General features: G+C 41.1%; 16 protein-coding genes and 2 pseudogenes. 11 read left to right on the top strand and 7 right to left on the bottom strand.

Annotation, left to right across the window (positions count from 1 at the left end; genetic code table 11):
• Positions 1-263 precede the first annotated feature (263 nt).
• The 3 genes from AC5JMF_RS06140 to AC5JMF_RS06130 form a co-directional block, all read right to left on the bottom strand.
• On the bottom strand, positions 264-1,445 hold the full coding sequence (locus tag AC5JMF_RS06140) for a glycosyltransferase (RefSeq protein ID WP_495794818.1): 1,182 nt from the start codon (positions 1,443-1,445) through the stop codon (positions 264-266).
• A 21-nt stretch (positions 1,446-1,466) separates the two neighbouring features.
• Complete coding sequence (locus AC5JMF_RS06135) at positions 1,467-1,757, bottom strand: PqqD family protein (RefSeq protein ID WP_495794817.1); 291 nt, start codon at positions 1,755-1,757, stop codon at positions 1,467-1,469.
• Between the two features lie 109 nt (positions 1,758-1,866).
• Positions 1,867-2,307 (bottom strand): hypothetical protein, encoded by a 441-nt coding sequence (locus tag AC5JMF_RS06130; protein WP_495794816.1) that lies wholly within the window; start codon positions 2,305-2,307, stop codon positions 1,867-1,869.
• A gap of 301 nt (positions 2,308-2,608) precedes the next feature.
• Here AC5JMF_RS06130 and AC5JMF_RS06125 point away from each other — a divergent pair, with 301 nt between their 5' ends.
• Both AC5JMF_RS06125 and AC5JMF_RS06120 read left to right on the top strand, forming a co-directional pair.
• A complete protein-coding gene (locus AC5JMF_RS06125) occupies positions 2,609-3,067 on the top strand; it encodes a hypothetical protein (protein ID WP_495794815.1) in 459 nt (152 codons plus the stop codon).
• Positions 3,068-3,277: 210 nt separating this feature from the next.
• Positions 3,278-3,892, top strand: coding sequence for a Uma2 family endonuclease (locus AC5JMF_RS06120; RefSeq protein WP_495794839.1), 615 nt, complete (start codon positions 3,278-3,280; stop codon positions 3,890-3,892).
• 94 nt (positions 3,893-3,986) lie between these two features.
• On the opposite strand, the gene AC5JMF_RS06115 is transcribed toward AC5JMF_RS06120, so the two are convergent.
• Complete coding sequence (locus tag AC5JMF_RS06115) at positions 3,987-4,196, bottom strand: hypothetical protein (protein ID WP_495794814.1); 210 nt, start codon at positions 4,194-4,196, stop codon at positions 3,987-3,989.
• Positions 4,197-4,605: 409 nt separating this feature from the next.
• Here AC5JMF_RS06115 and AC5JMF_RS06110 point away from each other — a divergent pair, with 409 nt between their 5' ends.
• On the top strand, positions 4,606-5,925 hold the full coding sequence (locus tag AC5JMF_RS06110) for a GTPase family protein (RefSeq protein WP_495794813.1): 1,320 nt from the start codon (positions 4,606-4,608) through the stop codon (positions 5,923-5,925).
• Positions 5,926-6,616: 691 nt separating this feature from the next.
• On the opposite strand, the gene AC5JMF_RS06105 is transcribed toward AC5JMF_RS06110, so the two are convergent.
• Positions 6,617-7,120, bottom strand: a complete 504-nt coding sequence (locus tag AC5JMF_RS06105) for a 2TM domain-containing protein (protein ID WP_495794812.1) — start codon at positions 7,118-7,120, stop codon at positions 6,617-6,619.
• Positions 7,121-7,301: 181 nt separating this feature from the next.
• Positions 7,302-8,132 carry a creatininase family protein gene (locus AC5JMF_RS06100; RefSeq protein WP_495794811.1) on the bottom strand — a complete coding sequence of 277 codons (831 nt, stop codon included), beginning with the start codon at positions 8,130-8,132 and terminating at the stop codon, positions 7,302-7,304.
• A 404-nt stretch (positions 8,133-8,536) separates the two neighbouring features.
• On the opposite strand from AC5JMF_RS06100, the gene AC5JMF_RS06095 reads away from it, so the two are divergent.
• The 5 genes and pseudogenes from AC5JMF_RS06095 to AC5JMF_RS06075 all read left to right on the top strand — a co-directional run bounded on the left by AC5JMF_RS06095 (position 8,537) and on the right by AC5JMF_RS06075 (position 11,548).
• Entirely contained in the window at positions 8,537-9,244 is a 708-nt protein-coding gene (locus tag AC5JMF_RS06095; RefSeq protein WP_495794810.1) for an ROK family protein, read from the top strand.
• Positions 9,245-9,484: 240 nt separating this feature from the next.
• Positions 9,485-10,081 (top strand): annotated as a pseudogene (locus tag AC5JMF_RS06090) (S1 family peptidase); the annotation flags it as partial.
• Between the two features lie 201 nt (positions 10,082-10,282).
• Positions 10,283-11,014 (top strand): annotated as a pseudogene (locus tag AC5JMF_RS06085) (tetratricopeptide repeat protein); the annotation flags it as partial.
• 124 nt (positions 11,015-11,138) lie between these two features.
• Positions 11,139-11,441 carry a hypothetical protein gene (locus AC5JMF_RS06080; protein ID WP_495794809.1) on the top strand — a complete coding sequence of 101 codons (303 nt, stop codon included), beginning with the start codon at positions 11,139-11,141 and terminating at the stop codon, positions 11,439-11,441.
• A complete protein-coding gene (locus tag AC5JMF_RS06075; protein ID WP_495794808.1) occupies positions 11,435-11,548 on the top strand; it encodes a hypothetical protein in 114 nt (37 codons plus the stop codon). Before AC5JMF_RS06080 ends, AC5JMF_RS06075 begins: the two co-directional genes overlap by 7 nt.
• Before the next feature lie 17 nt (positions 11,549-11,565).
• Here the strand turns inward: AC5JMF_RS06075 and AC5JMF_RS06070 are convergent, their stop codons facing one another.
• Positions 11,566-12,360, bottom strand: a complete 795-nt coding sequence (locus AC5JMF_RS06070) for a TIGR01548 family HAD-type hydrolase (protein ID WP_495794807.1) — start codon at positions 12,358-12,360, stop codon at positions 11,566-11,568.
• A gap of 261 nt (positions 12,361-12,621) precedes the next feature.
• Here AC5JMF_RS06070 and AC5JMF_RS06065 point away from each other — a divergent pair, with 261 nt between their 5' ends.
• From AC5JMF_RS06065 to AC5JMF_RS06055, 3 genes are all read left to right on the top strand, one after another.
• Complete coding sequence (locus AC5JMF_RS06065) at positions 12,622-12,927, top strand: 30S ribosomal protein PSRP-3 (RefSeq protein ID WP_495794806.1); 306 nt, start codon at positions 12,622-12,624, stop codon at positions 12,925-12,927.
• A 185-nt stretch (positions 12,928-13,112) separates the two neighbouring features.
• Positions 13,113-13,409 (top strand): AbrB/MazE/SpoVT family DNA-binding domain-containing protein, encoded by a 297-nt coding sequence (locus AC5JMF_RS06060; protein ID WP_495794805.1) that lies wholly within the window; start codon positions 13,113-13,115, stop codon positions 13,407-13,409.
• A 5-nt stretch (positions 13,410-13,414) separates the two neighbouring features.
• On the top strand, positions 13,415-13,717 hold the full coding sequence (locus AC5JMF_RS06055; RefSeq protein WP_495794804.1) for a hypothetical protein: 303 nt from the start codon (positions 13,415-13,417) through the stop codon (positions 13,715-13,717).
• The last annotated feature ends 202 nt before the right edge of the window (positions 13,718-13,919 follow it).

Raw genomic sequence — 13,919 nt, 5'->3', positions numbered from 1 at the left:
ACTACTACTTGTATAGGTTGGATTGAGGATAATCTACAAGAATGCTAGGCGAACTGCTAGAGTAACCCAACATCCTCCAGATTGTGTCTGGTTGCATTATCACTTAACTAACCTACTTTTCTACTTAAGTGAAGCGTATTGTCATATAAATATAACTTCATGTTAAACACCTCCTAGAAGATCATTATTTCTTGAATTTTATGGTTAGTTATTTCGTCATTTATATTTATAGTAAGACGTAATCAAACTTAATTATGGAAAATTTAGGCAGAGATTAGCTTAGTAGTAGATGCTAAATCTTTATATATTTGAAATAGTCGCTTTTGTAAATTCGCCTCATCATATTGTTCGACGATCGCTTGCCGTGCTTTTGCAAGATGTGATTCTCGTTCTTGGGGAGGCTGATTGACAACTTTAATCATGGCCTTTGCTAGAGCTTCTGGATTTGTAGGTTCTACTAAAGTACAAAATTCTTCAATAAAAGTACCCCGATAAGCTAATAAATTACAAGTAATCACTGGGCGTTCGCAGGCAACCGCTTCAATGAGTGTGGAAGGAAAGGCATCATTGGTAGGATAATTGATAATTACATCTGCTAAGTTGTAGCCTGTGGGCATAAAACTATAAGGTAGGGCGGGCATCCAGCGCAGATTATCTAATAACCCAAGTTGTTGAGCTTGTTTGCTGATGCTTTCGTAAATAACTACTGCTTCTTCCCCACCGGCACGCCCTAGCTTTGAAAAGACGAGTACCGTTGGTTTGGTGAATTGGGGAAAAGCCTGTGCATAGGCTGTAAATATCTGCTCGTGGTTATATACTTTAGACCAACCACGGGGCGAAAGCAGAATTGTGGCTTCTTCATCAATCTTCAAGATTTCCCGTCGCCATTTTGGTAAATCTTTTGTGACTCCAGAGCGAAAATGTTTAGGGTTTGTCCCTAGAGGAATTAATTCTACCCGTTGTTCAGGGTTCAGTAGTGCTTTGGATTTTTCTATCAAATTGGGTGTTTCTACAATCAGCACACCTGTATTCTTAAATACTTGGCTAACCCTATCTTTATGCTTGCTGGATTCCTTTTCTGGTTGTAGCAAATGATTTAAAAAGCCCCAAGCAGAGACAACAAGAGGTTTAAGATTTGCTAAGGTACAACAGTAGGCGTGCCAGCCAATGGCATGGACATGGATGATATCAGGTTGGAATTGATGGACAAGTTGACGTAACGGCTCTACCATTTCCTCTGCCATTTGGTCTTCATAAGGATAGGTATTAGTATATTTTTCTGCATAGTTTCGCCAAACAGTGGGGAAATAGCGGTAGTTTTTAGGAGGTTCGGTTTCATAGGGGTCTGCATCACCTAGTAGCCAAACTTCATAACCTGCTTTGACTGCCCAATCTAAGGGTCGTGTCAAGGCAATGCCTCCAGCACCAATCATTAGTATACGCATGATTTGATTATTTGCTTTAAGTTAAGAATCTGTAATTTCCACGAGTCCAGCTTTGACTAGGTTCTCAATAAATTTGAGTAAGTCTTGTTTTAATTTCTCTGACTCGACATCATACTCTTTTAGCAAGGTGTCGTAAGCTGTTTGAATTGAATCTGATTCAATTAGCGTAAAGAACATTTTTGTCCCAACTTCGTTTTGACTAAAATATTCTTCACTTTGGAGATTTAATAAAACAGACTCTCCTGCTAAATCTTGAGTGAGAACGGTGGAAGATAAAGATACTTTTTGATTTGAAACTATTTGGGTTGTCATTTTTTAGCAAAAGTAATAGTTATTGTTGATAATAAACTTTGTTGTTATTTTCCAATTTTTTTAAGGCTTTGATTTTGCTCTTAATTTCGTTAAGTTCTATTTGCAAAGCCTAAATTTCCTCTTGAAAATAAGCCTGCATTTCAGCTCTATGATCTTGAAGAAGTCCTCTAATGAAAACTCCCAAAATATCTCGAATTGGTCGCCAAAATCCTTGCCAGCGTTGTTGGTCTTCTAATAGCAAAGTAATATAAGTATCAAAGCTATGGAGGAAAGGAATAACGCCCAGAAATCCTAAAGCACAGCCAAAATCAAGAGAAACACTTTGAGAACTTAAACAAATTATCCCATGTGCTTCCCCAAATGAAACACAGTTCCCTAGATAAAGTTCCCCAATTCTTAGACCATTAGCCGCAAATATATTTAAAGGGAATGGAGCAGGTAACTGATAAGCGTTTCCGCTTTTCTTAGTGCCATTCGCCCTGAAGCTAAACCTAACAGCTACTACGACGGAGAACTTGACGCGGCAATCGCCCTGCCTCCAAAGTTTCACGAGGGCGACTACTGGCGCGGATATCTAGCCAAAGTCAACCAGACAGGTAACACACCGTTCTAATGAGCAAAGGGAGGGTCAAACCTCAATACTTTTCGGTTAAGAATTAAGCAGTATTAATATAAGCTCCTTGTCTATCCTTTTTGTTCCATTGCTGACGGGTACTTCACTCAATACTGCCAGATGTACAGCTTGCCCATTAATGCTTTAGTGTTAGCATCGATTACTAGACAATCGCGCGAAAGTTAAGGTTTTTTTGAGACTTTTGCACCTTGACTCAAGATAGCCTTTAGGAAAAAATATGACACTTGCAAAAGTCACAGGAGACAAAAACATGAGCAGTTTGGGTAAAAAAAGAATTGACGCTGTTTTAACGATCGCGGCTTTCTCTGTTGGTGGCGCTGTTGCCTCTGCTGTGCCAACCCCAGGCGGTGAAATTCCCAAGCAGCTGCTGTTTACTGCTTCTGACATCATCATGTATACCAAGATTTGGAAAATCTATTTTGAGGAAGACTTATCTAGCAAGGGACTTATGCAAATCCTCGTCGAGTTAGGTTTTGTGACGGTTGCAGCGACGGGGATAGCTTATGTATGCAGTAAAGCAAATACTGCTATCTTGAAAGAACTGATGAACTGGACAGGGCCATTAGGATGGGTGGCAATAGCTGCTATTTCTAGTTCCATAGGTGGTTTATTTGCTCTTAGTTGGTTACTTTATTGCGATCGCCTCTATTCTGATAAAAATCCCCAACCTGTTTAATTTTAGGCTTTTGTCTGACAATTAAACACAAAAAAGGTTTATTACCCTACTCCCCACTCCCTTTTCCCTAAAATTGGGTACGTGTAAGCCAAAACCGAGAACCATCGCCATCCGAGGCAATTATGGACAGTCAATTGGTTGAGACGGCAACAATGCGGCACAATCTAGCGGCGGCGATGATCAAGTCAAATATATCTGGAGGTGGTAACTATAATTCAAACCCTACCCAAGTTAGCAACCTTTGAACAATTTATCGAGTGGTATCCCTCGAACGGGGTGCGATATGAGCTACATAAAGGAGTTATTGTCGAAATGCCACCCCCGACTGGTGAACACGAAAATGTTGTTGGATTTTTGGCAGCACAGATCACCTTTGGGTTTTTACAAATGGGACTTCCGTTTCGCATTCCCAAAACTGCCTTTATCAAAATTGAGAGCAATAACTCAACCTATTCTCCCGACATTTTGGTATTAAATCATGACAATCTCGTGAATGAACCTCTGTGGAGCAAACAATCGACTGTTATTCAAGCTGTATCTGTACCATTCGTAATTGAGGTAGTTAGTACCAACTGGCGAGACGACTACTACGATAAGTTCAGGGATTACGAAGAAATGGGAATTCCTGAGTATTGGATTGTGGACTATGCTGCGCTCGGTGGCAAAAGATTTACTGGTAATCCTAAACAACAAACCATTACCATTTGTCAACTAGTTGAGGGAGATTATCAAATGAGTGTGTTCAGGGGAGATGATGTTATTGTATCGCCTTTATTTGCCCAACTCAAATTGACAGCACAACAAATTTTTGATTCTGCTTTTTGATTAAACTCAGCTGAGCTGAGTTTAATCAAAAACAAGATTTAATTGTTTTTTATTGCGATCGCCTTTATTCGTTCCCTGTTCCCTGTTATAAAACTCACTGCGAGGATTTTTTGAATTTTTCATGTTCATCCTGAGTCACCCGGTAGACCTCTTTGTCTATCATATGGATTTCATACTCTCCTTCTCTTCCAGGGAAAAATAAAAATCCAGGCTGTTCTTCTACCACTTCTACTATTTCAGAAACTGCATCAGGATTTATCTCAACATGAACGCCTTCTGTGGTTTTCAATTCTACAGGTTTCATACTAACCTCTTAGCATCGTCAACAAATTTTGCGATAGGAATCCTATTTGATTGTTGAAAAAAATTACTACATCCCAAAAAGGCTTATTCCCTACTCCCCACTACGCCACTTGACGGCAGTTGGGAAGACCCCAATACCGCACTGGCTCCTCTACTCCCGCCTACGCAAATCAGTTCAAAAATCAAAGCGGACTGCTATATGTAGATGCTAGTATAGTTATAACTTACTTACTAAAACTAGCAAAAATACTTAATTATTAAGCGACCGTGCTTGCTTCATCAGTAGCACGAAAATTGGTTAGTTTACAGGCGATCGCTGTAGAATTAAAGAAAGGGTGTTCTAGGTCTAATAATCAAAAGCTAGTCCTATAAAGTATCCTAAACTCTAGATAGTTGCAGTTGTGATGCGAATGACTGAGCAAGATAATGCTGACTCGCCATTAAGTGATTCTCAGCAGTTCAGTGAAATTCCTGAGAGTGAGACTACCCAGTCGATTAAGGGTTCTCGGAAGAATCGCATTGCTAGCGTCTGGAACAAAACAACATCACGTTTAATGCAGTTCCTACCAACAGAACAATTAGCACAGACAGTTGTAGGATGGTTTAGCGTTAGCGAAACTCAGGTTGCCGAGATTTTAGAGAAAGTCCGGGCGGAACTGCCAACCACTGAAGCCCTGTTAATTGGTAAGCCGCAAACTGGCAAAAGTTCAATTGTGCGGGGACTGACAGGGGTTTGTGCTGAAATTGTCGGACAAGGATTTCGGCCGCATACACAACACACCCAGCGCTATGCTTATCCTTCTGGTGATTTACCATTGCTGATTTTTACAGATACGGTGGGGTTGGGAGATGTTCACCAAGATACTCAAGCAATTATTCAGGAATTAATCGGAGATTTACAACAGTCGAGTCGCCAAGCTAGGGTTTTAATTTTGACTGTCAAAATCAATGATTTTGCGATCGCCACTCTACAACAGATTGCTCAACAACTACGTCAAAAATATCCTGATATTCCTTGTCTATTAGCAGTTACCTGCTTGCACGAAGTTTATCCTCCCGAAATTGTTGATCATCCTGCCTATCCGCCAGATTATGAGGAAGTAAATCGCGCCTTCGCTGCAATTAAAGAAAACTTTGCTGAACTTTGCGATCGCTCCGTCCTCATCGACTTTACCCTAGAAGAAGACGGCTACAATCCGGTATTTTATGGTTTGGAAGCATTAAGGGATGCTTTAGCCGAATTACTTCCAGAAGCAGAAGCCCAAACAATTTATCAACTATTAGATGAACAAGCCGGTGAGCAACTAGGCAACCTTTACCGCGATGCCGGACGCCGCTACATTTTACCATTTGCAATTATGGCAGCGGCTCTGGCAGCTGTACCATTGCCATTTGCTACTATGCCTGTGCTAACTGCATTGCAAGTATCAATGGTTGGACTACTGGGACGACTGTATGGACAGATGCTGACTCCATCCCAAGCCGGGGGCGTTGTGAGTGCCATCGCTGGCGGCTTTTTAGCCCAGGCAATAGCACGGGAGTTAATTAAATTTTTACCAGGTTTTGGGAGTGCGATCGCCGCTTCTTGGGCAGCAGCTTATACTTGGTCTTTAGGAGAAACAGCCTGCGTTTACTTCGGTGATTTAATGGGAGGCAAAAAACCCGATCCTCAGAAAATTCAATCTGTGATGCGAGAAGCGTTTCAAGCAGCACAAGAAAGGTTTAAATAATTCGTAATGACGCGACGCTCCTGTGTCGCTCTAAGCGAAGCTATGCCGCAGGCTTTACGCTAACGCTATCGATGACTTGCTACCGCTACGAAGCGCGTAATTCGTAAATTAAGAGAAAATTTGCTAAAAATCCAGATTTCTGTGTTAATATAAAAACCCCTGGTAGTTAGCCAGGGGAGATGCAAGTCAGTACTTTTCGCATGGAATGTATCCCACTTCAATACCATAGCAATACTCTAATTTGTGTATCTGCCATTTTGCCAAACAAAAAAGCCCTCGGTTTGCTACCGAGGGTTAATTTTTTCTGGAATAGCGGTAATCTACAAGGTTATTATTCCCAAATAAATTCTACATATAGCAGTTCCCAATCGCACGAGTTACAGTCTAGCCCCTACCCTAAACGCCCCTAACCTCAACGAAATGTACCTCACTCAAACGAGAAACGCTATATTTCATATCATGTCCGGCTAATCGCTTATCATAAAAATTTCTCCCTTGTCTCCCTTCGGGTGACGCTCGCAAGCTCGCTCTAAGCGAAGCTATGCCGCAGGCTTTACGCTGCGCTAACGCAGTCGCCTGCGGAGGGAAACCCTCCTTTACTCGCTGTCTCACCGCGTCTCCCTATCTCTGCGTCAGCCAAATCATAAGTCTTTAAACGTACATGATATCATGGGTGAGGTTTGCCAATTCCCTAAATCTGCAATGCTTTGAACCATCTATTTAATACTGTGCTGATGGTTTGTTTAATCTGATGTTTGCGGTTCCACTTCTGGAAGGCAATTTCGTACTCTTCACCTTGAGTTTGAGAAGTATTCCAAACATCAAGCCCGATCGCTAGTCCACAGAATAATAGAATATACAGTGACCAAGAAAGGCCACCAGTGCTGATGAGGTTGATCAGAACCAAAAAACCATTGATTATGGTGTAATTGCCCAAACGCTTTTTAAATTTGTTGATGCGGTAAGCGTCAAAAGCTTTTCGCCGTTGTACTTGGCTTTGTTGTGCCAGCCAATCGCGTTCTGCTAGTTTTAAAGACTCTGGTGAAATTTCCAACTCAGCCGCAATTTCTACAAGCTGTTCATAAGAAAATTCTGTATCCTTGTCATCAACTTGACGAGCGATCGCTAATTGTAGAATTTGCTGTATATCTTCTTGGCTATAAAAACGGATGCTTTGAGGTTCAGAGGTTGTCATAATTTTGGGAGTGGGGAGTGGGGAATTGGGAAGTCGAATACTGAGCGAAGTGGAAGTATGAGAAATTGGTAAGAAGTTTTTTGCCCTGTTTTATCAAACTGATTAGCAGTGCTATTCGATCATTTCTACATTAACAAATCTCATTAATGCTGTAGGTCAGGATTGCCGAACTACAAGAACACTACTCCCTATTCCCTACTCCCCACTCCCCACTCCTGCAAGTTGGGCAAAAGGCGTAAATATCTTGAATCACCTGTACCCAACCATTGGCAACAGATTCGAGGATGCGATCGCCTTTTTCTTTACTGGCGGTTGTCGGGTCGCCGATTACACCACTTTTACTAATATCTCGCGTTACCCAAGCTATAGGTAGCTTACCTTCCCAACTCAGTAATTGACTTTCTGGATGTTCTGGTGGATACTCAGCTACGGCTTGCTCTAGTTTGACTTGGTTTGGCAAAATCGACAGCATAATACTAGTTTCTGCATCTCCGGCGTGCATTCCTAGCTCTGCCTCTTTTGGTGTTAATAAATCTTTAGCAATATGAGGCACGCGCCAAGTGAATAGCGGAAATACCAAAAAATCATCATATTGGACGTGTAAATCTCGTGCTGCCATTTGCATGACTTGGGGTTGTCCACCGTGGGAGTTCATCAACACTAATTTCCTGAACCCAGCACGATAAATACTTTCTCCCACCTCCATAATAATTGCCGTAAGAGTTGCTGTACTCAAAGTAATCGTCCCTGGAAAGTGCCAGTGTTCGTTAGATTTGCCATAATAAAGAGCTGGTAAGGCATAAGCGGGAATCCTGGCGTCCAGCTTTTGCAATGCTTTTCCTAATACCCCCATACCAATTGCAGCATCTACAATCAACGGCAAATGGGGGCCATGTTGTTCAATTGCCCCTACTGGTTGGATGATTACCACATTTTCCTTATCTGGCATTGCCTGGATATCTGTCCAGGTGAGGTAAGGGAAAAAACGTTCTGGGGGAATAAAGTTGTGCATAAGCAATTCCAAATGAAGAAATACAACACCGATTCCTGAATGAATACGAAATACAGCACATTTTATCTGAATGAAGTACACAAGGGCGGGCAGGATGCCCACCCCACAAGATTTATCATATTAAGATGTGTACTTCATTTACTTGCAAAGTGCTGTAAATAAGCTAAAAAACATCTAAATTACATAATCAAATTAAATAAAACTCTTGTGGGGTGGGCATCTTGCCCGCCCTAATTATGCAAGTTATATGTGGAACAGCTTATGCAAAATCTTGTTCTTATAATCTTAGCGGGGTTAAAATCACTATCCCGTGACGATGTTAAGACTCTCGACGCATCAGGATATTAACAGATACAACCGCATTAAATAGCGGAGTAAGTAAGCAGTTAAAAGGACACAACTCAATGGTTGAAGAAAATGGATCGATTCGCACCCTATCAGTTGATATTGGTGGTAGTGGTGTAAAAGCTATTGTCTTGGATGTGATGGGGAACCCGATTACACAAAGAGGGCGTTTAGAAACACCCCAACCTGCCACACCCGAAGTTGTGATCAACGCCATTGTACTGTTGGCGGCTGCTCAAGGCGAGTTTCATCGGGTTTCAGTCGGTTTTCCTGGTGTTGTGCGGCGTGGAGTTACAGAAACGGCTGTAAATCTACATCCAACTTGGATTGGGTTTGATTTAGCTACAGGATTATCTCAGCATCTAAATAAACCAGTGCGTGTAATTAATGATGCTGACATGCAGGGATTAGGAGCGATCGCAGGTAAAGGTGTAGAATTAGTAGTTACACTGGGTACAGGTTTCGGTTCAGCATTATTTGTAGATGGTAAATTAGTGCCGAATATGGAAATGGGTCATCATCCGTTTCGCAAAGACGAGACTTACGAACAACAATTAGGGCGTGCAGCCTTAGAAAAAATTGGCGCTAAGAAATGGAATCGGCGTTTAGAAAGAGCGATCGCCACTCTAGAACATCTATTCAACTACGATTATTTATATATAGGCGGTGGTGAAGCTGTCAAAGTAGATTTGCGACTACCATTAAACGTCAAACTCATTCCCAATATCACCGGTTTGTTAGGCGGTATTGCCTTGTGGCGAGATTGAAAGAGTGGGGAGTGGGGAGTGGGGAGATGAGGGAGAATTACAAATTTTTGACTTTTGAAAAATGACCATGCGATAAATCACATAGCAATAGCATAAAAATATGATACATTTTCTATTTAAAGAATTACCCAAAGTCTATTTTTAAGCTATGACCCCATGTGATAAACCACACAAAAGTAGTATAAAAATATCTCTTTCCCCATTCTCTACTCCCCACTCCCTACTCCCCATCGAGAATAAATGATTAAGTTTTCTGGTGAACTTTCAATATTGTTGGGTGCAGCCATTGTAGTAGTACAGCCGCAAATTGTAGCGGCGCTAACACCAGCAGAAGTAAACGCTATTGCTCAAGCAATTACAGTCCGCATTGATGGCTCAAATACTGGTTCTGGAGTCATTATTGGGCGTCAAGGTAACGATTATACTGTCATTACTAACTGGCATGTATTGAGAGAAAAAGGCACTTATACAATCCAAAAACCCGACGGAACAACAGAAGCAATTAAATATAACTTAGTAAAACAATTGCCAGGTGTAGATTTAGCAGTATTACAGTTTAATAGTAATCAAAATTATCAAGTTGCCGAACCCGGAAATTCCGATCAAATTACTGGCGGTAGAACTATTCATGTGGCTGGTTGGGCCGATCCTGGACCTGTAATTGTTGAGCGGAGTTTTCAATTTCTCACCGGGCAAATTTCTGGGCGTGTGCCAAAACCAAAAGATGGTTATGCCTTGGTTTACACTGTTAATGCTTTGCCAGGAATGAGCGGTGGCCCCATACTTGATGAGCAAGGTAAGTTAGTAGGAATACATGGACTTGCTGAAGTAGATCAACGCACTGGAAATGTCAGTTTAGTGTTAGGAATTCCCATTAAAACTTATTTAAATATGGCCTCCGCTGCCACGCCTCCCAACACAACATTAGCATCTACTAACTCTCAATTAAGTAATTTTCAAGCTTATATTGATCGAGCAAGAGAACGTATTGATAAGGGAGATGAGCAAGGAGCAAAAGAGGATTTTCAGCAAGCTCAAAAACTAGATACCATTCAGGCTGAAAAAGAGGGCTTGTCGCTTGCACAAGAAGCGGCACAGCTAGCACAGTTTCAACAAAACGATCTGGCTTTACCTAGAGCGAAGATAGCAACTTATCTAGTTCCAAACAATGATAAGGTGTGGTTGCTATTAGGTGGATTGTATTTACAAACTAGAAAGTACGATCAAGCTCTTATTGCATTGAATAAAGCAAAATTTCTTAAGCCTGATAATGCGGATGTATTATTTGCTATCGGTTCAACTTACTTCCAAACAAAGCTATATCGAGAAGCAGAGGATTATTATAAAGCAGGTTTAAAAATAAAACCTACTGATACCAACGGGTTATTTGATTTAGGTAATACATACTGGATACAAAGTAAATCGACAGATGCGATCGCCTATTATCAAAAAGTACTAAGTCAAGATGCTAAATTCTGGCCTGCTATTAACAATATTGGTTTAATTAAATACGAACGAGGCGATATCGAAGGGGCAATTAGGCAATGGCGGAGTGCTATTGCAGTTGATGAAAAAGCCGCAGAACCTTTACTTGCTTTAGCAGTAGCCCTATATAGTAAAAATGAGCAGTCACTAGGTTTAACATTAGGAAAACAGGCAATTACTATCGATAAACGTTATGGTGATATAGAATTTCTTAAAGAAAATCTCTGGGGCGATCGCTTGCTTGCAAATACTAAAAAATTCCTCCAAATATTAGGAACGAAGTAATAAATAAACTAGTTTATCAAGCAAAGCTGATGTTCGACAGAACGACAGAACGACAGGGATTATAAATCCCTGTCTCATAGCAAAAGTTCATTAAAAATGAACTAAATAATTATGGTAAATGGCAATGAGAGAACTAACTATTGGAATTCCGGTATTTTTAATTGGGACTGCAATTATTGTTGTACAATCTCAAATTGCTATAGGATTAACAGCAACTGAAATTAGTGCGATCGCTACAGAAATTACAGTAAGAATTGATGGTGAAAATACTGGGACTGGAATCATAATTGAGCGTCAAGGTAACACTTATAAAGTTGTGACTAACGCTCATGTTGTGTCAAAACAAGGAAGTTACACACTCCAAACAAATGATGGTCAAACCTATGCAATTGACTATAGCCAAGTTCGGCAGTTTTGTCCGTGGTAACTAGCCCAGATAGCGAGACTTTAGTTAGTGGTAGTGGCGACAGCACTATCAAAATATGGAATTTATCAACTGGTGAACTAATACGTACTTTATTGCACACAAAATAAAGCTGATTTCAAACTTTTCAGGTAATAGGTGCTAATTGCTGAATTTGATTTGGGGTTAATTGTTGTACATTATTTAACACTAATGCTGCACCTGCTGCTATTAGTGTTTGACTATAAGCCTCAGCACGCGCTGCTGTTTCTTGCACATGTGGCGGCAATACTCCAATACCAATCCAAGTATGAGCAGGATCTAACTGTCGTGCTTTCTCCACTGTATACATATCGGCTACGGTATCGCCTACATATAATACTGTCGATGTTTTCTCAAGCCCATTTTCTAACAAATCAACAGTGGCTAAAAGTCCGGTAGGATCTGGTTTACCTGGTGCATCTTCCATCGCAATCAACACAGGGGACTGTAAACCAATACGTTTTTCCAAAACATAGTTAGCAGAGGCACGAGTTGCACCACTAAAAAATCCCCAAGCAATCCCCGCTTGTGTAAGTTGTTCTAAGTAATCTAGTTGTAATAATAAAGGTTCATGACAAATATAGCCCGTCATTCTATCTGGTTCTGGGCCTCGGTAACGGGATTGAAAAAATGCCACAATTTGGTTGTAGTCGAGTTGCAGTTGTTCGCGTGTCTGTCCTTGAGTGGCAAAATAACGATAAATTAATTCTTGTGACGCTTCCCAATCGTTATTCCAGACGCCCTCAGACTTCAGTTGGTCGATATCTAGTGGTGTTGGACGATACGCTTGAGTAGTAAAATACTCTACAGTATCCGCGATCGCTCGACGATAAGAGCCACTAACATCGCGGATAACGCCATCAATATCAAAAACTGCGATCGCTCTTATTTGTTCAGTCATAGAATCAACGCAAATTAAGTTATTTCTCCATCATCCCTCTTTTAGGCAGTGAGCTTGTGGTTGATTCTACCAAAAACCATCCCAGCGCCAAGTTGCGCTCAAAACTATTCCCCACACTTCGATTACTTCGACTACGCTCAGTGCAAGTTCCCCACTCCCCACTCCCCACTCCCCATTCCCTCTTTTTGTAATTTGGTAAGGTATTGCGTTAAAATAAGCGATCGCTATCTCAGTTAAGTAATACCCGGAAAATCCCCGGAGGTGTGTTTGTCCAAGTTTATTTTAAAAATTCTTTGGCTAGACGAGAACGTCGCTTTAGCCGTTGATCAAGTTGTCGGTAAAGGTACAAGTCCTTTGACGAAGTACTTTTTTTGGCCCAGAAATGACGCCTGGGAAGAGTTAAAAAAAGAACTAGAGTCAAAGCACTGGATTAGTGACCTCGACCGCGTTGAGTTGCTCAATAAAGCCACAGAAGTGATTAACTACTGGCAAGAGGAAGGCAGAAACCGTCCGATGGCTGAAGCTCAGCTGAAATTTCCGGAAGTTGCCTTTACAGGTAGCGCATGATACTACACAGTTTTCTCAACTGAACTGAGGACGACTGCTGAAACCTAAAACCAAACCGCCCATGCATAACTTGAAAAAGTTTCTACTAAGTTGTATTGTGGGCGGTTTTTCAATATTTGAAGATTGACTATTCCTCAGTTCAAAAAGATAATAAAAGAAAGTAAGAATATTTGATTTTCTAACTTATGCCTTTACCAGAAAACTCAACCAGTAAAATTGGCAAAAAGGGTGTGGTAGTCATTCCCGCGTATCTTAGACGACGGTTTGGGTTAGAGGAAGGGTCATTAATCATTACTGAAGAGACAGCACAGGGGATTTTAATTCGTCCTGCGGTAGCCCTTCCGATTGAAATCTACACCTCTGAACGTCGAGCAGAGTTTTTACTGTCCAATGCAACTAATGAGGAAGAGTACCAAGCAGCCCGCTCCGAGGTAATTGCAATGGGGCTAAATCCCGATGAAATTCAACACCATAGACCTTAAATACTATGGAGCGGGTTTTTCTTGATGCCAACGTCCTGTTTTCTGCTGCCTATAAAAGTACCCGGCTAAGGCTTCTCTGGAGACTACCGGATGTTCAGCTAATCTCCTCTGCTTATGCTGTTAGGGAAGCAGAGCTAAACCTTGAGCAGATAAGACCAGAAGCCCTCAGTGAGCTTACAGAACTGTTAAAAAAAGTAGAAATCGTCATTACTATCAATTTAGAACCACTTCTGCCATCAATTTCTCTTGTAGAGAAGGATGTTCCGATTCTTCAAGCTGCCATAGGTAGTAAGCTAAAAAACATCTAAATTACATAATCAAATTAAATAAAACTCTTGTGGGGTGGGCATCTTGCCCGCCCTAATTATGCAAGTTATATGTGGAACAGCTTAAAGCAACCCATCTTCTAACCGGAGACATTAAACACTTTGGGAGCCTATTCGGTGTCACAGTTGAAGGAGTATTGATTCTACCTCCAGCTGAATACCTCAAAGGAAAGGAGTAAACTAT

The organism is Desmonostoc vinosum (genome assembly GCF_059505385.1).
The sequence above is the reverse complement of the archived record's forward strand: the minus strand, read 5'-3'. Positions and strand labels throughout refer to the sequence as shown.

What these genes read in the sequence shown, in the direction of transcription:
- AC5JMF_RS06140 (WP_495794818.1), bottom strand. Translation starts at nt 1,445, where the DNA reads ATGCGTATACTAATGATTGGTGCTGGAGGCATTGCCTTGACACGACCC.
- AC5JMF_RS06135 (WP_495794817.1), bottom strand. Translation starts at nt 1,757, where the DNA reads ATGACAACCCAAATAGTTTCAAATCAAAAAGTATCTTTATCTTCCACC.
- AC5JMF_RS06125 (WP_495794815.1), top strand. Translation starts at nt 2,609, where the DNA reads ATGACACTTGCAAAAGTCACAGGAGACAAAAACATGAGCAGTTTGGGT.
- AC5JMF_RS06115 (WP_495794814.1), bottom strand. Translation starts at nt 4,196, where the DNA reads ATGAAACCTGTAGAATTGAAAACCACAGAAGGCGTTCATGTTGAGATA.
- AC5JMF_RS06110 (WP_495794813.1), top strand. Translation starts at nt 4,606, where the DNA reads ATGACTGAGCAAGATAATGCTGACTCGCCATTAAGTGATTCTCAGCAG.
- AC5JMF_RS06105 (WP_495794812.1), bottom strand. Translation starts at nt 7,120, where the DNA reads ATGACAACCTCTGAACCTCAAAGCATCCGTTTTTATAGCCAAGAAGAT.
- AC5JMF_RS06100 (WP_495794811.1), bottom strand. Translation starts at nt 8,132, where the DNA reads ATGCACAACTTTATTCCCCCAGAACGTTTTTTCCCTTACCTCACCTGG.
- AC5JMF_RS06095 (WP_495794810.1), top strand. Translation starts at nt 8,537, where the DNA reads ATGGTTGAAGAAAATGGATCGATTCGCACCCTATCAGTTGATATTGGT.
- AC5JMF_RS06080 (WP_495794809.1), top strand. Translation starts at nt 11,139, where the DNA reads ATGAGAGAACTAACTATTGGAATTCCGGTATTTTTAATTGGGACTGCA.
- AC5JMF_RS06070 (WP_495794807.1), bottom strand. Translation starts at nt 12,360, where the DNA reads ATGACTGAACAAATAAGAGCGATCGCAGTTTTTGATATTGATGGCGTT.
- AC5JMF_RS06060 (WP_495794805.1), top strand. Translation starts at nt 13,113, where the DNA reads ATGCCTTTACCAGAAAACTCAACCAGTAAAATTGGCAAAAAGGGTGTG.
- AC5JMF_RS06055 (WP_495794804.1), top strand. Translation starts at nt 13,415, where the DNA reads ATGGAGCGGGTTTTTCTTGATGCCAACGTCCTGTTTTCTGCTGCCTAT.